Here is a 16,745-nt window from a genome sequence, read left to right on the forward strand (position 1 = left end):
CCAGATGATGAGCATTGATTTGAGTCAAAAGATTTATGTGGCAGGCCATCGTGGTATGGTGGGCTCAGCCATCGTGCGTAATTTGCAAGCCAAGGGCTTTCAAAATATTGTTACAAGAACCCATTCGGAGTTAGATTTAACTAATCAAGCAGCAGTAAAGGCTTTCTTTGAGCTTGAACGGCCCTGTCAAGTCTATTTGGCGGCGGCCAAGGTAGGGGGCATTTATGCAAATAATACCTATCCAGCCGAATTTATTTATCAAAACTTGATGATCGAAGCTAATATTATTCATCAAGCATTTGAGACTGGTGTAAAAAAAATGCTGTTCTTAGGTTCGAGCTGTATCTACCCTAAGTTATCTCCGCAGCCAATGATGGAGGATGCACTACTTACTGGAAATTTGGAAGAAACGAATGAGCCTTATGCAATTGCCAAAATCGCAGGTATTAAATTGTGCGAAAGTTATAACCGCCAGTATGGTAAAAGCCATCAGATTGACTATCGCTCAATCATGCCAACAAACTTATATGGCCCTGGTGATAATTACCACCAAGATAATAGTCACGTAATTCCCGGTTTAATTAGAAGATTTCACGATGCAAAAAAAAAGGGTTTAGGCGTTGTTAAGGTATGGGGTACCGGCATCGCAAAAAGAGAGTTTCTTGCCGCAGATGATTTGGCAGAAGCTGCCGTATTCATAATGGCATTAAAGGCTAAAAAATATTACTCGGTTGTTCGTGAGATGCAAAGCCATCTAAATGTGGGCTCGGGACAAGAAATTACTATAAAAGACTTGGCGCTACTAATTGCAAAGGTAGTGGAATTTAATGGCAAAATTGAATTCGACCCCACTTATTCAGATGGCGCACCAAGAAAGCTATTGGATTCAAAAAAAATAAGGCAATTAGGTTGGCAGCCAAAGATAAAACTAGAGTGCGGATTGGTTGAGGCCTATTTAGCATTTAAAGAACTGCGATTCCAAGATAGCTGATAGAGATTGTAGATAAGAAGTCTCAAAGATTATTGGCTGGAATGGGGGTTAAAAATGTAACTTGTAAACATGTGTTTAGATTAAAAAATTCAATAAAAAGTATGAAAAAAAAAGGTTATTTATATAGTGCTCAGCAGCTAGAAGAGGTTGATGAGTGTCCCTACTGCAGATCAAAAAAAAGAGAAATTGCACATGCTAATGTTGGAGACTGGTCATTTGGAATAATAGAAAATCTCTGGACATACTGGAGCTGCCTTTCGTGTGCATCGCTGTATCTAAGCCCTAGGCCCAAGTTTGAATATATAGACAAAGCTTATATTGGCTATTTCGACTCCAATGTTAATCCAGATATTATTATCTGGTCTAGAAGATTACTGAAATATATATATAACTACTTGTCTAAGAAATTATTTTATTTAAGCAAACTTTATCTCTTAGCCCCTTTGATAAATTTTTCACCTAAATATATTGGGGAATTTCCAATTTCAAACCGCATTGTGGATTATATATCTAATTCAGGGGTTAAAAAAATAAAATTTCTTGATATAGGTTGTGGCGGGGGAAGAGTTCTGGATTATGCTACCAATGAGCTTAGATGGGAATCTCTTGGTATTGATTTATCCCCAGAATCGGTCACATTATGTCGTAATCTTGGGCTTCATGCAATAGAATCAAATTACTCCTATGTTAATGATCATCCATTAACTTACGATGTTATTCATGCATCCCACATATTGGAGCATCTTTATGACCCAATAAATTTCCTAAATTCAATAAGCAATAATTTAAGGCATGGTGGTTACTTTATTATTTCAATGCCCAACTCAACAAGTTATATGCGGTACTTTTTTGCAGAATGTTGGCGTGGATTAGAGGCTCCAAGGCATATTGCAATCCCAAGCATTAAATATATTAAAAAAACTCTTCTCAAATTGGGATTTGAGGTAATTGATTTTTCTTATAAAAAGCAACAAACTGCAATGGAGTCAATGAGAATTCAACGAAGATCTAGTAAATCTACTTTTTTAGATTATCTAAAAATAAACAATATTAAAGATTTGGTATTTTCTTGCGACGAAGTTGATATAATAACTTTATTATGTATAAAAAAATAATTATTAATGGTTAAAGAAAATGAATATAAAGGCAGTAATATTAGCTGGCGGTTTGGGCACGAGATTTTCTGAGGAAACCTCCAATAAGCCTAAGCCGATGATAGAAATTGGTGGAAAGCCGATTATTTGGCACATCATGAAGACGTATTCTCACTATGGAATAAATGAATTCATTATTTGTTGTGGGTACAAGGGCTATGTTATCAAAGAATATTTTGCAAATTATTTTTTGCACAATTCTGATGTGACATTTGACATTGTAAAAAATTCAATACATGTCCATCACAAATATTTAGAGCCTTGGAAAGTTACATTGGTTGATACTGGGGATCAATCTATGACAGGTGGAAGGTTGAAAAGAGTCCTGCCGTATATAGAATCAGAAGACTTGTTCTGTTTCACTTATGGCGATGGACTCATCAATGCAAATATTGCTGATTTAATTGCCTATCATAAGCGCCATGGTTTATTGGCGACAGTTACTGGTGTCTATCCTCCGGGAAGGTTTGGTGCGCTAGATGTTGGCGACCAACATTTCGTTAACAGCTTTACCGAAAAACCAATAGGCGACGGCGGGATGATTAATGGCGGGTATTTTGTACTATCTCCAAAGGTGATTGAATTAATTTCTAATGACGACACTATTTGGGAGAAAGAGCCGATGCAAGAGTTGGCAAGATCTAGGAATTTGAAAGTCTTTGAGCATACTGGGTTTTGGCAGCCAATGGATACTTTACGAGATAAAGTGCATCTAGAGGAATTATGGCAAACGGGATCACCATGGAAGGTGTGGGATGAACGCTAATTTTTGGTATAAAAAGCGTGTTTTAGTGACTGGCCATACAGGTTTTAAGGGTGCATGGTTGTGCCTATGGCTGCAAAAAATGGGGGCTGATATTTTGGGATTTTCATTGCCCCCATCGTCTAAATCAAATTTATTTGAGATGGCATGTGTTGATAAGGGCATGGCCTCAATATTAGCTGATATTAGGAATTTTGAAAGGCTGTGCATTGAAGTTAAGGAATTTAAGCCCGAGATCATAATTCATATGGCAGCACAGGCCTTGGTACTAGAGTCATACAAATCACCCGTAAATACCTATAGCACCAATATTATGGGTACAGTAAATATACTGGAAGCATCAAGAATGTCTGATAGTGTTAAGGTTGTAATCAATGTAACGACTGATAAGTGCTATGAAAATAAGGAATGGTTCTGGGGCTACAGGGAGAATGAGGCAATGGGTGGATGGGATCCATATAGCAGCAGTAAAGGATGCTCTGAGTTGGTAACATCAGCATATAGAAATTCTTTTTTTAATCCTAGTGAGTTTAATAATAAGCATTCAGTCGTAATATCAACTGCTAGAGCAGGAAATGTTATTGGTGGGGGTGATTGGTCTGAAAATAGATTAATTCCTGACATTCTAGATGCATACAATAAAAATGAAATGCTAGCTATTCGAAACCCTAGTTCAATTCGGCCATGGCAATTTGTATTAGAGCCGCTGGGGGCATATTTAGAGTTGGCAGAAAAAATGTATGAATCCGGTATTGAGTATGGGCAGGCCTGGAATATTGGGCCTCAAGATAATGATGTACAAACTGTAGGATGGATAGTCGAAAGGATGTCTGAGTTCTTTGAGAAAAAAATAAAAAGGAGAATTGATGGCGGCAATGAAAACCATGAGGCGATGTATTTAAAGTTAGATACTTCAAAAATAAAGTCAAAATTATGCTGGGAGCCAAAAGTAAAATTAATCGATGCATTGCAGTTGATTGTCGAATGGAATCGAAGATTTACAAATGGAGAATCCCCACGCCTTGTATCAGAAGATCAAATAGATCACTACATGAGTTTAATGAAAGATAAGCGATAATTTAAAATGACAAATAAAAAAGATCAATATAGAGAAGAGATTAGGGCTCTTGTAAGAAAATATTCAGAAGAAAACTTTAAGGAAAGCGTATTTAAGCCGGGTGAGACAATAATTCCGCCATCAGGAAAATTAATTGATGCGAAAGAGTTGGAAAATATGGTGGATGCATCATTGGATGGATGGTTAACGGCGGGTAGATTTAATGAATTATTTGAGAATCAGTTAGCAAAATTTATTGGGATAAAAAATCTAATCACAGTAAACTCAGGCTCATCTGCAAATTTAGTTGCTTTTAATACATTAACAAGTGAGAGGCTAGGAGAGCGAGCAATAAAACCAGGTGACGAGGTTATATCAGTTGCCGCTGGATTTCCCACAACAGTAAATCCAATAATTCAATTTGGAGCCATACCGGTCTTTTTTGACATTGAATTAGCGACCTATAATATTAAAGCCGAAACTATTGAGCCTCTAATTAATCATAAAACTAAGGCAATAATGCTTGCCCACACCCTAGGTAATCCATTTAACCTTAATGAGATAGTTGGGCTGTGTAAAAAATATAATCTATGGTTGATAGAGGATTGCTGTGACGCACTGGGTTCAACCTATGAAGGGAGAATGGTTGGAACGTTTGGTGATATTGGAACCCTAAGTTTTTACCCCGCACATCACATAACTATGGGTGAAGGCGGTGCAGTTTTCACTAATAATTCAGAGCTTATTAAGATTGCTGAGAGTTTTAGGGACTGGGGTAGGGACTGTTACTGTCCGCCAGGCAAAGACAATACATGCAATAAGCGCTTTTGTTGGAAGCTTGGAGGCTTACCAGAGGGATATGATCACAAGTACATATACTCTCATCTTGGTTATAACTTAAAAATAACAGACATGCAGGCTGCATGTGGTTTAGCGCAGATCGAAAAATTAAAAAGCTTCATAGACAAAAGAAAAAGCAATTTTATTCACTTAAAAGAATTGTTAAAAAATTCTGAAGAATATTTAATCCTACCAGAGAAAACGTTAAATTCAGACCCATCTTGGTTTGGCTTCCCGATTACCCTGAGGCAAGGGTCACCAGTCAGTAGAACCGATTTATTGAGTTATTTAGATCAAAATAAAATTGGCTCTAGGCTATTATTTGCTGGCAATATAACTAAGCAGCCATACATGCAAAAACAAAATTATAAGATAGGTGGATCACTTAATAATACAAATACAGTGATGGAAAATACTTTTTGGATTGGCTTGCAGCCAGCTTTATCTGACCAAATGCTAGAGTACTCTGTAGAAAAAATAGAAACCTATCTAGGGACACGTTTCTAGATGCAGATAATTTCAGAGCTCTTGCCCCAAGCTTATTTAATTGAATCTAGTGCAATTGTAGATAACAGGGGGATGTTTGTGAAAACCTACTCCAGATTTGATTTTGAAAATAAGAAGATAAATCTAGAAATTAAAGAAGAATACTACTCTTGCTCAAAAAAGAATGTTGTGAGAGGTATGCATTTTCAGGTACCTCCATACGATCACATTAAGCAGGTTTATTGTGTGGCTGGAAGGGTAAAAGATGTATTGGTGGATCTAAGAGCTGGTAGTAACTATGGTAAGACAGTAAGTGTTGAGCTTTCGGAAAATCTACCATATCTCCTGTCTATACCAAGTGGGGTTGCGCATGGTTTTAAGGGGTTGGATTCAAATAACATAATGGTATATAGGGTATCCGAGGAATATTCGGCTCAACATGATTTCGGTGTTAGATGGGATAGCATTGATTTTGATTGGGGTGATTCTGACAGCATAACAGTATCTGAAAGAGATAGAGGGCACCCAGCCTTAAGCCAGTATAAAAGCCCTTTCTAACATGAAGATATTTGTAACCGGGGCAACTGGATTTATTGGCTCAAACTTAATAAATGAACTATATGAAGCTGGTCATGAGGTGGTTGGATTAAGGAGAAGCAACAGTAAGCCCAGAATAAATACTATAAATAAAATTAAATGGATAGAGGGTGAATTAGATAGTAACTTCAAAGGGGCATTTGAAGGTATAGATGTGCTAATACATGCGGCATCGCATACAGCAAACACACCATATGATAATCTTGAGAATTGCATATATTGGAATGTTTATGCTTCAGTTAAGTGCGTTAAACAAGCATATGAGGCAGGCGTAAAAAAATTTATAGTGTTGGGATCTTGCTTTGAGTATGGCGAGATGGTGGACAAGGGGAGTGGGTTTTCTGTCACTGATCCACTGGTACCGATAAATACATACCCAATTTCAAAAGCACTAGCATCGAATGCGTTTATATCCTTTGCTAGGGATGCGAATATAAAACTTCAAATTTTAAGGCTGTTTCAGGTCTACGGAGAAGGTGAGCAGAGTTCAAGATTGTGGCCCTCCATAAAAAATGCAGCACAAGCGGGATTAGATCTTGAAATTACGCCCGGTGAACAAATTCGAGACTTTATCAGCGTTAGCCAGGTTACACGGAAAATTGTTAAAGCACTTGAATTTAATGATGTGAAAGATGGCAATCCAAGAATTTGGCATATAGCTTCAGGAAAGCCGCAAAAAATAAAGGAATTTGCGGACTATTGGTGGAATTATTGGCGAGGAGAGGGGAGGCTATTAATTGGAGCTAAAAAATATAGTCCACATGAAGTAATGAGTATTTTTTCAGACAAAAAAAGCATTCTATGAGTGGGAATATTAATTTACTGAATGTTACATTAGTATGCGTAGCAACAACAAAACAAAAAGAAGCTATTGAAGCTCTAAAATACAGTATGCGCGAGATTTCATATGGTGCTGTAAAGTTATTATCAACATTAGATGATAGCAATATTGATGGAATTATAAATATAAAAATTAATGATTTCAAAAGTGTCGGGGACTGGGGAAAATTTATTGTATTTGAATTGTATAAATATATTGATACAGATTTTATAATATTAATACATCCAGACGGATTCATCGTAAATCCACAACAATGGGATAATAAATTCTTTGATTATGATTTCATTGGCGCCCCATGGGAACTTCCAAATGATAATTACACAAATAAGGATGCATATGGAAACATTTGTAGGGTCGGAAATAGCGTATCGTTAAGAAGCATGAAGCTTCTATCTCTTCCATCTAAGCTGGGACTGGAGTGGAGTCATTTTAGATTGGGATACGAACATGAGGATGGATACTTATGTGCTCAAAAAAAACATATATTAGAAAATCACGGAATTAAATATGCACCTCTAGATATCGCAATAAAGTTTTCAAGAGAATATCCTATTCCAGAAAATAGAGGGGTAGAGCCCTTTGCTTTCCATAAATGGATCGGAGAAAATTCAAAATATCCAAAGTTTGGAGAGTATAAAAAAATAAGTTTTAAATTACAACAATTTAAGAAGGTATTTTTTAGATGGCTAAAGTAATAGATTGCTTTTTATTTTTTCAAGAATTGGAATTATTAGATATTCGATTAGATTATCTGAATAATAATGTTGATATATTTGTTATTGTCGAATCTAAACAAGCATTTAGTGGTGTATCTAAAGAATATATATTCGAATTAAACAAAGAAAGATATAAAAAGTATTTACATAAGATTGTTTATTATAAAATTGATGAGTTTTATTCGAGCTATGATGATTTAAGGGATAATTTATCTATTGGTAATGATGTTCAGCTTAAAATATTAAATTTCTTAGAGGCTAATAATAGATATTCAAAAAAACAAATACACTGGGTATTAGATACCTATCATAGGGAATGTATTCACATACCATTAAGTAATATAGCAAAAGATGAGGATTTGATAATAATATCAGATCTTGATGAGATTCCTAATATAGATAATATGAATAGTATGTATTCGAAAATAAGTGATGAATATGGGTACTATTTTATACAAAAAGAATTTAGATATTTTTTAAATTATTACTATTCTAATAATTGGATTGGAAGCAATGTCTTAAAATACATTAAGCTGAAAAATATATCACTAAATGATTTAAGGTATGATTCTAAAAAAAATAGAAATATAACTAAATTTCCTGTGAAAAATGGTGGCTACCATTTTACAAATTGTGGAGGAATTGCAGCAATAAAAAGTAAGATAGAGCAATGGGGTCACCAAGAAATGAATACTAGTATTGTGATAAACAATTTAGAGGATAGAATAAAAACAGGGCAAGATATTTTTTTACGTGAGCACGGAACAAAGATGCAGAAAGTAGATATATATAGTGAAAATATATATGATAAAAAAATGTCGGATTTGATTAGCATGAAAAAAGAATTAATTTCAGATAATGAAATAAAATTAGAAAAAAAAATATCGATAAAACTTATTTTTTTAATAATAGTAAATACAATAAATAGAATAAAAAGAAAAATTAAGTCTATATCAATAGAGTGATGGGCTTAAATAAATTTATAGTTAATATTTCTTTTTTAGGGGGTATTAATGTCATCAACTTTGGACTTAATCTAATTGTATTACCGCACTTAATAAGCGTATTGGGTATAGAAGAGTGGGGAAAAATAGTCTTTATTCAGATCTTAATTAATTATGGAGTATGGGTTACTGATTGGTCATATAATATATCTGGGGTCAGGGTTGTGAGCCAATTTAAAGATGATAAAAATAAAATTAGTATTATTTATTCAAATATATTTTTCTCAAAATTATTAATATTGAATATTGTAATATTAATATCGTTAATATATGCAGTAATAAATTGGGAAAATAAATTATATCTTTTTGGAATTCTTATGATTCCATCAAGTTTCCTCATCTCATCTTGGTTCTACTATGGAGTCGGCGAATCATATATCATGGTGTTGTTGCAAATGCTCCAAAAATTAGTTGCGGTTCCATTAATATTCGCTTATGTGGGGGATATTAATTCTAGCTATAAGTATTTTGTAATTTATGGTGTGACTGGAATATTTTTTGGTTTGGTGTCCCAGGTCATAATTAAATCTAAATTTAAAATAAAACTTGTACCAGTATCACTTTTTAATTCATTTAAAGAGTTGAGGAGGGAGTGGCCCTTGTTTACATCAAATATATGGTCTCTGTTATTTAATACAACAATTCCTTTTTTAATGGGCCTATATAATTTTAATTCTATGCTTGGTATTTATAGCGTTGTAGACAGAATAAGAAGCGGATTAATACAAGTTACCCATCCAATAACTCATACACTTTATCCTAAAATGTGTGAGTTATACTCAATAAATTATAAGTCGATCAAAAAATTCCTCATTATTTCCGGAGTGGGTATTTTATTAGTTTCAATAACTGAAGTAATAATTTCTTGGATTTACTCTGAATATATTTTACAATTTTTTAAAGTTGATAATTTTGAAAATACAAAATTAATATTTAATATTTTATTAATTACAGTACCAATAATAACTATATCAGAGTTCATGATTTATCAAGTAATTATTCCATCCGGCAAGGATCGGCTTTTAATTAGAATTAAATATCATACTTTTTTATTTTCTGGAATAATTTCCTTGGCAATGATTTATCAATATGAATTATTGGGTGCAGCATATTCAAGTTTAATATCTGAATTTTTTATATTATTTTTAATTTTCTTTATGATGAAAAAGGAAAGAAATGGTAGTTTCTGAATTTTATGAAGGACAGGGGTTGGGTAATCAACTTTGGACATATGTAGCTACAAGGGCAATTGCTGATAGGTTAAACATTGGATTCGCAATTAAATCCCCAGAAAAATTTAAGGGGCATGATATATTTTCTCTTGATATGGGAATGTATGATGAGGCTATTCAGCATCAAATTTTTACCGAAGAAACATTTTATGATCATGAATTAAATACTTTTATTTCTGATTATGATCCAAGTTTCCTCGAACTTAATGGAAATATTGAAATAAAGGGAAATTTTCAATCTGAAAAATACTTCTTAAATGATCGAAAATTATTAAGAAAGTATCTAACACTTTCACCAAGGAAGCAGGCGTCCCGGATTGACAAAAATACTGCAGTTTTATATGTAAGAGGCGGTGAGTATAAAAGGCATAAGAATTTAATTTTGCCCCAAAGTTATTGGTACGCAGCGATAAATATACTTAAAGAAAATTATGGAATAAATAATTTTGTCGCAGTATCAGATGATGATCAATATGTAAAGTCAATCCTCCCAGCCATAAAAATTTATGAAGGAAATATGACGGATGATTTTTTCGATCTTTATGACGCTAAATATGCAGTCATTTCAAATTCAAGTTGGGGATATTTTCCTGTCGCGTTGAGTGATAATAAAAAAATAACATTAGCACCGGAATACTGGGGCAGACATAACCAATCATTGAGATGGGCAAGTCCAGCAAATTTCTATGATGAATTTAAATGGATTGGAAAAAATGGAAAAATAATAGATAATCAGGCCGCTAAAATTAGTGTGGATAATAGTATTTTATATTACAAAAATAACTATATCGTTAAAGTCAAAAGAGAGCAGTGCATAAGAAAGAATTTAAGAGAAATTATTCCCTACAATTATAGGCAAATACTTAAAAAAATAATTGGAAGAATATTCCCAAGAATCATTGGCTAAGTATCCTATGCTAATTTTGAAGAAAGAAATTAATGCATTAAGTTTGTCGCTCCTCTTTGTATTGTTAATAAATTTCATATATTCAAGCGATTACTTGCCTGACTATGAAGCTTATATGAATATTTATAATCAAACTGGGGAGATGTTAACTAATAGCAATATAGGCCCAATATTTGTATTATTTATAAAGACTGTTTCATATTTAGAATTGCCATATAGTGTATTTAGATCATTAATTATCATTATCTCAACTTGTATGATGATGGTTTTTATCGGCAAATGGAAATATCATAATGATTTAGTTGTATTTGATTATGTATTATTTATTTCTGCATCTATAATATTTATAGAATTCTTTATGGTACGGCTAAGGGCTGGGTTTTGTATAGCATTTTTTTTAGTGGCAATATATATATTTCTTAAAAAATCATTATCAGCAAAGTTAATTGCACTATCTATATTAATTCCTTGTTTTTTTATACACAAAGAAACAGCTATTTCATTAACCTTCTTTTTAATAATTCCACTTTGCCTTTTATGGATTAATAAAAGATTTTCAATCTATTATGAAAATAAAAAAATTAATTTAGAATTTATAATAATAATATTATTTATGATTATAATAATATTAAACTATGCAGTTTATAATTATTATTCAATAAGAGGTGCGCACTTATATTCTAATTTAAATCCACTCAGGATACTGGCAATTAATGTTGGATGTATTCTATTAATTACTAGCTATATATTTAATAAAAAGTTTCAATTGAATTATAATATCTTAATAATAAATTACTGTATAATGAGTGCAGTAGTATTGATGGTCTCTATACTTGGATATGCGGCTAGTAGCGGCGAGGCGATATCAAGAATATTGGGAGTTTACCCAATGATATTAATATTTTATATTTCGGTTCAAAATTTAAATAAATTAGAATTCAGATTAATTGTATTATCTTTATTTATAAATTCCATTCTATCATTAAAAAGTCTCATTGGTGCATAAACCCCTATTAACTATACTAATACCAGTTTATAATTACTATTCTGGATTATTAAGAATATTAAATAACTTACCTGTAGATAATGAAAAATTAGAAATAATAATTTGCGACGATTCAGATGATATAGATTATGAATTTTATAAATTTATAGATTATAAAATTAAAATTATTTTAAACCCTGTTAATATAGGGGCAGCAAAAACTTGGAATAAATTATTAAAAGCATCAAATGGGGCATACACGATGATCATTCATCATGATGAGTTTCCTGAGAATAAAAACACAATTAACCTATTAATAAAGGATATTGAATCTCACTATACTTGTGATGTCTTCGTATTAAAATACAAAATACTAAAAAATAATAAGATATTTAATCATACCTCTGGTAGATTAAAATTATTTTTTATCAATAATTCTATAGCATATATTATACGTAGAAATTTTATTGGATCTATGTCCTCCTTAATAATTAGAAGTGAATTTTACCAAGAGTTTGACATTAAATTAAAATGGTTTATTGATGTTGATTTATTTTATAGAGTATTAATGAGTACAAAAAACGTTAATTATCTAAATAAATCAATAGTTTCTGAAGTTGATAGAATAGAATCAATAACATATAACGTTAAAAAAAATAACTTTAATGAGCTTAAAAATCAAGAGTTAATGTATTTAGCAAATAATCATGGATATCGATATAAAATTAAATATTTTATTTTTGATATAATTTTTTATATTAATAAAATATTATTATTACTTCATAATTCTAAATGATCTATTCTAATCTATCGGGCGGTCTTGGTAATCAACTTTTTCAATATGTATTTTCACAATCATTGTCAAAAATAAGGGGCGATAAAGTAGTATATATTACCGATAGTTACAATTATTATGAAAGAAATATTGAAATCTTTAAAATATTTAATATTGAAAAAGCAATATTAATAGATAAAAATAAGTCTAGATATAAATTTGTAACGTTAAATTTTATTGTAAGATCTGCATTAATTAGATTAAATAATATATTTAATTTTTTCCCTTTTATTTTCACTGATGAATTTAAAAAAATCGATCAAATCTGTACTTATCAAGATGATGTTTATCTACATGGATACTGGCAGGATTTGGAATTTATAAATATTTATGACCCAGATGTTATCAATAGTCTTGTTGTAAATAAGAATATTGCAGATAGAAATAAATATAATGCTGATGAGGTTTCTAGGAATTCATCAGTTGGTGTTCATATTCGGAGAGGGGATTTTTTTTCAAATAAAAATATTAATTCTTATGCTGTCTGTGACGAAAAATATTATGTTGAGGCCATTAATATTCTTATAACACAACAGTCAACAATTTATGTTTTTTCTGATGATATAAATTTTGTAAAAAATAATTTTTCTTTATTAATGAAATTTAATGTTAAATTTATTAATATATCTTCAGTTGATGATTTTTATGTAATGAGCATGTGTTCAAATTTGATTATTTCAAATAGTTCTTACAGTTGGTGGGCTGCAAGATTGGGCCCAAATTCTAATAAAAAAATTATATGTCCTAAAAATTGGTCCTTAGATAAAAATATCTCTAATATCTCCTTAGATGGATGGATAAAAATATGATTAGTTCAGTTAAAAAAATTACATCAAAAGATTTAACGGTACTTATGGCTTTATATCATGGAGATAAGCCTAATTTATTTAATGCTGCATTAAATAGTATTTTACATAATTCAATTCGACCAGATAAAATCATTCTTGTAGTAGACGGAAAGATTTCTGACTCACTTGAAGAGATTATATGTAAGTTTAAAAATGAACTTAATATAATTAGGCTCGACAAAAATTATGGTTTGGCATATGCATTAAATCAAGGGCTTGAATTTGTTGATACACAATGGGTAGCAAGAGCCGATGCAGATGATATATCTCATCCAAATAGATTTGAGGTTCAAATTGATTATTTGAATAATTACGGTATTGATATTTTAGGATCACAAATTTATGAAGTCGATGTAAACAATAAAATTGTTGCAGTAAAGAAGGTTCCAATATCTGATTTAGAAATTAAGAAATATTTATTAAATCGAAATCCATTCAATCATATGTCTGTAATATTTAATATTGATTTATTTAAGAAATATGGTGGGTATCCCGAAGTATACCTTAAGGAAGATTATGCTTTATGGGGAAAATATATTTCCCATGGAGCATTATGTTTAAATTGTACCGAAATACTGATATCTGCAATGACAGGTAAGCGATTCTATAAAAGAAGAGGCGGATTACACTATATTAAATCAGAGTTTAAATTGCAAATGTATTTTCATTCAATTGGCATGAAAAATTTATACAGTTCATTTGTTTGTTTTCTAATTAGAAGTTTTATTTTTATGCTTCCCAGTTACACAAGGGAATATATATATATGCATCTTTTAAGAGATAAATTTAATAGAGTGTAAAATTTCTTCGTCTGTAAAATTCATGCAATATACTTTTTGATCACAGGGCAGCTTCAAGTATTTATGTGTACACGGAGAACAGTTGAGTGACTTAGTTATGGGGTAGACAGCATCAGTAATTCTAACCCCGTAGGGAGAAGTTGGTCCATAAAAACATATTATTGGAATATTAAAATGTTGTGCCAAATGAAGTGCCTGTGAGTCAACGCTGATTACTAAATCACACTTTTTAATTTTGTCACAAAACTCATTATAATTTGTTGTTATTAAATTTAGTTTGGATTCTTTGCTAATTAGTAAGAAATCATCGTATTGAATATCATTTGTATCGGGAAATAATATATCTATACTAAAGCCCCCTCTTCTCAAAAGCGTTTCAATAATTTTCTTCCAAATTCTTATTTCCACTCGCCTCAATGAGTCAGTTGAGCTACAGGTGGGGGCAATAATAATCTTATTTATTATCTGCAAGTCGGTATTGTTGATGAATTTAATTTTTTGATTAATAGTAATCATTTCCATTAAATCATTAACCATTGGTTTGTAATTATATAGATTATTAATAATTGTATTCTTATTTGAAAGAATCGGAGCCACAATATAGTTATTAAAAAGTAAGTAATCTATTGGAGATTTATTTCTATTGGAAATAGCCGATACAGTATTTGAATATGGAATGCAAGAAACTAATTTTGCAAATGAGGATTCTGATTCCATATTTATAATGTGATCAAATTTCATTTTTAATAGTTTAAAAATAGAAGATATAGAGCTATATCCAAGAATAAATATATTATCAGTTTTAATGAAAATATCTTTATTATTGTACCGAATAAAATTTAATGCATCCTTATTTGTATTCGATGTAATAACAACGCAATTATGAGCTCTTAAAAATTCTTCTATAGCAAAAAAATTACCTGCACCTAAAAATTTTATTATTAAAATATTATTATTATTATTATTTTTTCTTTTGAATAAATTAATAAACTTGAAAATAAAAATTATTGGTAGTGTAATAAGTCCTGCTAGCCAGTCAATAAAAATGAGTTTTGAACTATTCATAAGTAATTTATCTTCTTAGCAATATCTAAAACAATGTCATTTGAAATTGGACCAGGCTTTAACTGCTTTACAAATGGCATACCAATACCAATAAGATTTGGATTCAAACTTTTGAGAAAATGATTGATATCAACATTATTAATATTAAGATTACAGTAATGTATAGAGTTTCCGAATTTAGCGTTATTGAAAGGCAAGATTTCATTCTTATCAATTCTAAAGTGGATAATATTTTTTTGTATTGTAAATTTTTGTTCTATCAACCTAAATTTCAATATATTAAAGTTTTTTCTTATGCCTAAATAATGGTTAAGAGCTCGAATAAATGTGTAATAAATAGAAGTAGAATCTTTGGTAAACCTTGGGCCCAAAGCATATTCCATTTTATATTCCTCTAAGGATATATTGTCACCATCTTTTAAATAGTCTGAGTTATATAGTACATTTAATAATTGTATTGTTCCAATTGCAAGGACAGCCTTATCAGCATATATTATTTGTTCTTCATCGCAACCCACATCACTATAAAAATATAGAATTATCTTATTATTATCTATGCTGATACGATTTAAGTATGAATTTTTAATTTCAAACCTGTTTTCTGAAAAATCATAGATACTACCATTACAATTTTGCAATTGAAATATATTGGGAAAATTACTATAACTTCCTGTTGCATTTAATGACATTCTTTTTAATAAAATGCCATTTATTTTCATTTTATTAATTATGGATTTAGGAATATTTGTTATATCAAAAAAACCACCCCAAATTTTTGAATTTCCACCATCAATTAACCGGTCATGTAGTTTAATAAATTTTGAATTTAATCTTAATTTTCCAAATGAAAATGATTTTTTGGAAAATATTTTATTACACTCAAATTCGATTGTTCGATCAAGTTTTTTTCTAAATAAAAAATTTCCATTGGTAACCCCATAATGAAGATACGGCTCTGAGGATAGTATATGGTGCATATGAGCTGAAAATCCAGAGCCAATAATAATATTTTTATCAGCCAAGAAATAGCCTTAATAATTTATCAATAAACCCAGTTCTTTTATATAGTAAAAATTGCCCTCTAATTTTAGAACTAAAGAAAGAATTAGAGGTAGATTCAAAAATCAGCTTATCTACATCTTCATAATGCGTAGTTTTAGCTATCTTAAGATTGATTAATATATGCATAATTAGTTTAGTAAACATATCAGAGCGAACCAATAATTTATTTTTATCAACTAGAGTATCAATTTCAATTATATATAAGTTTAAAAATTTTTTCTTTAATAAATTTACCAAAGAAATTTTTGCATAATAATACCTAGAAAAAGTACGCTGCACATCCTCTATTCTTGTGCAGATGTAAACAACTTTTGTATTTTTATTAATATTTTTAGCAATATAATAGTAAGGCCTTTTAATATTCACTAAAAAATATTCATGATAAGTAGTTAAATAACTAGAATAGTCGTACCCACAAATAAATACTAAATCAAATTGAATTTTCAAAGGTTCTGAGTTAACAATTTCCCTCCAGTTAACAACAACAATATTCTCTCTTGGAAATCTATTTTTTATTACACTTAGAAAATGTAAGCTTTTTCCTAAAATTAATATATTCAAT

At 30.7% G+C, this 16,745-nt stretch carries 18 protein-coding genes; 15 read left to right on the plus strand and 3 right to left on the minus strand.

Going from position 1 to position 16,745, the window contains the following annotated elements:
* Positions 1-7: 7 nt before the first annotated feature.
* From ICN27_RS01690 to ICN27_RS01760, 15 genes are all read left to right on the plus strand, one after another.
* Complete coding sequence (locus ICN27_RS01690) at positions 8-991, plus strand: GDP-L-fucose synthase (protein WP_216269232.1); 984 nt, start codon at positions 8-10, stop codon at positions 989-991.
* Between the two features lie 101 nt (positions 992-1,092).
* A complete protein-coding gene (locus ICN27_RS01695) occupies positions 1,093-2,106 on the plus strand; it encodes a bifunctional 2-polyprenyl-6-hydroxyphenol methylase/3-demethylubiquinol 3-O-methyltransferase UbiG (RefSeq protein ID WP_216268730.1) in 1,014 nt (337 codons plus the stop codon).
* 25 nt (positions 2,107-2,131) lie between these two features.
* Complete coding sequence (rfbF, locus tag ICN27_RS01700; RefSeq protein WP_216269233.1) at positions 2,132-2,911, plus strand: glucose-1-phosphate cytidylyltransferase; 780 nt, start codon at positions 2,132-2,134, stop codon at positions 2,909-2,911.
* The gene (rfbG, locus tag ICN27_RS01705) at positions 2,901-3,986 is read left to right on the plus strand and encodes a CDP-glucose 4,6-dehydratase (RefSeq protein ID WP_216268731.1); all 1,086 of its coding nucleotides are present in this window, start codon (positions 2,901-2,903) and stop codon (positions 3,984-3,986) included. The genes rfbF and rfbG overlap by 11 nt, the downstream gene beginning before the upstream one ends.
* Positions 3,987-3,992: 6 nt before the next feature.
* On the plus strand, positions 3,993-5,312 hold the full coding sequence (rfbH, locus tag ICN27_RS01710) for a lipopolysaccharide biosynthesis protein RfbH (RefSeq protein WP_216268732.1): 1,320 nt from the start codon (positions 3,993-3,995) through the stop codon (positions 5,310-5,312).
* A complete protein-coding gene (locus ICN27_RS01715; protein WP_216268733.1) occupies positions 5,313-5,849 on the plus strand; it encodes a dTDP-4-dehydrorhamnose 3,5-epimerase family protein in 537 nt (178 codons plus the stop codon). It abuts the gene before it with no gap.
* A 1-nt stretch (position 5,850) separates the two neighbouring features.
* Positions 5,851-6,693 carry an NAD(P)-dependent oxidoreductase gene (locus ICN27_RS01720; RefSeq protein ID WP_216268734.1) on the plus strand — a complete coding sequence of 281 codons (843 nt, stop codon included), beginning with the start codon at positions 5,851-5,853 and terminating at the stop codon, positions 6,691-6,693.
* Positions 6,690-7,424 carry a DUF5672 family protein gene (locus ICN27_RS01725; RefSeq protein WP_216268735.1) on the plus strand — a complete coding sequence of 245 codons (735 nt, stop codon included), beginning with the start codon at positions 6,690-6,692 and terminating at the stop codon, positions 7,422-7,424. The genes ICN27_RS01720 and ICN27_RS01725 overlap by 4 nt, the downstream gene beginning before the upstream one ends.
* The gene (locus ICN27_RS01730) at positions 7,412-8,410 is read left to right on the plus strand and encodes a hypothetical protein (protein ID WP_216268736.1); all 999 of its coding nucleotides are present in this window, start codon (positions 7,412-7,414) and stop codon (positions 8,408-8,410) included. Before ICN27_RS01725 ends, ICN27_RS01730 begins: the two co-directional genes overlap by 13 nt.
* Complete coding sequence (locus tag ICN27_RS01735) at positions 8,410-9,639, plus strand: oligosaccharide flippase family protein (protein ID WP_216268737.1); 1,230 nt, start codon at positions 8,410-8,412, stop codon at positions 9,637-9,639. Before ICN27_RS01730 ends, ICN27_RS01735 begins: the two co-directional genes overlap by 1 nt.
* Positions 9,626-10,588 (plus strand): alpha-1,2-fucosyltransferase, encoded by a 963-nt coding sequence (locus ICN27_RS01740; RefSeq protein WP_216268738.1) that lies wholly within the window; start codon positions 9,626-9,628, stop codon positions 10,586-10,588. Before ICN27_RS01735 ends, ICN27_RS01740 begins: the two co-directional genes overlap by 14 nt.
* Entirely contained in the window at positions 10,557-11,594 is a 1,038-nt protein-coding gene (locus tag ICN27_RS01745) for an EpsG family protein (RefSeq protein ID WP_216268739.1), read from the plus strand. Before ICN27_RS01740 ends, ICN27_RS01745 begins: the two co-directional genes overlap by 32 nt.
* A complete protein-coding gene (locus tag ICN27_RS01750; protein WP_216268740.1) occupies positions 11,587-12,369 on the plus strand; it encodes a glycosyltransferase in 783 nt (260 codons plus the stop codon). Before ICN27_RS01745 ends, ICN27_RS01750 begins: the two co-directional genes overlap by 8 nt.
* Positions 12,366-13,217 carry an alpha-1,2-fucosyltransferase gene (locus tag ICN27_RS01755; RefSeq protein ID WP_216268741.1) on the plus strand — a complete coding sequence of 284 codons (852 nt, stop codon included), beginning with the start codon at positions 12,366-12,368 and terminating at the stop codon, positions 13,215-13,217. Before ICN27_RS01750 ends, ICN27_RS01755 begins: the two co-directional genes overlap by 4 nt.
* Complete coding sequence (locus tag ICN27_RS01760) at positions 13,214-14,056, plus strand: glycosyltransferase (RefSeq protein WP_216268742.1); 843 nt, start codon at positions 13,214-13,216, stop codon at positions 14,054-14,056. The genes ICN27_RS01755 and ICN27_RS01760 overlap by 4 nt, the downstream gene beginning before the upstream one ends.
* Here the strand turns inward: ICN27_RS01760 and ICN27_RS01765 are convergent.
* Genes ICN27_RS01765 through ICN27_RS01775 form a run of 3 tightly spaced genes read right to left on the minus strand, consistent with a single transcriptional unit; the run spans position 14,030 to position 16,744 of the window.
* Entirely contained in the window at positions 14,030-15,121 is a 1,092-nt protein-coding gene (locus tag ICN27_RS01765) for a glycosyltransferase family 9 protein (RefSeq protein WP_216268743.1), read from the minus strand. The two genes, ICN27_RS01760 and ICN27_RS01765, sit on opposite strands and share 27 nt — an antisense overlap.
* Positions 15,118-16,143: a hypothetical protein gene (locus ICN27_RS01770; protein WP_216268744.1), complete on the minus strand. Its 1,026-nt coding sequence runs from the start codon at positions 16,141-16,143 to the stop codon at positions 15,118-15,120. The genes ICN27_RS01765 and ICN27_RS01770 overlap by 4 nt, the downstream gene beginning before the upstream one ends.
* Positions 16,136-16,744: a hypothetical protein gene (locus ICN27_RS01775; RefSeq protein WP_216268745.1), complete on the minus strand. Its 609-nt coding sequence runs from the start codon at positions 16,742-16,744 to the stop codon at positions 16,136-16,138. The genes ICN27_RS01770 and ICN27_RS01775 overlap by 8 nt, the downstream gene beginning before the upstream one ends.
* Position 16,745: the final 1 nt, after the last annotated feature.

Source organism: Polynucleobacter sp. Nonnen-W13, from assembly GCF_018881735.1.
In the GTDB taxonomy this organism is placed as follows: Bacteria; Pseudomonadota; Gammaproteobacteria; order Burkholderiales; family Burkholderiaceae; genus Polynucleobacter.

What these genes read in the sequence shown, in the direction of transcription:
- ICN27_RS01715 (WP_216268733.1), top strand. Translation starts at nt 5,313, where the DNA reads ATGCAGATAATTTCAGAGCTCTTGCCCCAAGCTTATTTAATTGAATCT.
- rfbH (WP_216268732.1), top strand. Translation starts at nt 3,993, where the DNA reads ATGACAAATAAAAAAGATCAATATAGAGAAGAGATTAGGGCTCTTGTA.
- ICN27_RS01725 (WP_216268735.1), top strand. Translation starts at nt 6,690, where the DNA reads ATGAGTGGGAATATTAATTTACTGAATGTTACATTAGTATGCGTAGCA.
- ICN27_RS01695 (WP_216268730.1), top strand. Translation starts at nt 1,093, where the DNA reads ATGAAAAAAAAAGGTTATTTATATAGTGCTCAGCAGCTAGAAGAGGTT.
- ICN27_RS01740 (WP_216268738.1), top strand. Translation starts at nt 9,626, where the DNA reads ATGGTAGTTTCTGAATTTTATGAAGGACAGGGGTTGGGTAATCAACTT.
- ICN27_RS01765 (WP_216268743.1), bottom strand. Translation starts at nt 15,121, where the DNA reads ATGAATAGTTCAAAACTCATTTTTATTGACTGGCTAGCAGGACTTATT.
- ICN27_RS01720 (WP_216268734.1), top strand. Translation starts at nt 5,851, where the DNA reads ATGAAGATATTTGTAACCGGGGCAACTGGATTTATTGGCTCAAACTTA.
- ICN27_RS01735 (WP_216268737.1), top strand. Translation starts at nt 8,410, where the DNA reads ATGGGCTTAAATAAATTTATAGTTAATATTTCTTTTTTAGGGGGTATT.
- ICN27_RS01755 (WP_216268741.1), top strand. Translation starts at nt 12,366, where the DNA reads ATGATCTATTCTAATCTATCGGGCGGTCTTGGTAATCAACTTTTTCAA.
- rfbG (WP_216268731.1), top strand. Translation starts at nt 2,901, where the DNA reads ATGAACGCTAATTTTTGGTATAAAAAGCGTGTTTTAGTGACTGGCCAT.
- ICN27_RS01760 (WP_216268742.1), top strand. Translation starts at nt 13,214, where the DNA reads ATGATTAGTTCAGTTAAAAAAATTACATCAAAAGATTTAACGGTACTT.
- ICN27_RS01690 (WP_216269232.1), top strand. Translation starts at nt 8, where the DNA reads ATGAGCATTGATTTGAGTCAAAAGATTTATGTGGCAGGCCATCGTGGT.
- ICN27_RS01730 (WP_216268736.1), top strand. Translation starts at nt 7,412, where the DNA reads ATGGCTAAAGTAATAGATTGCTTTTTATTTTTTCAAGAATTGGAATTA.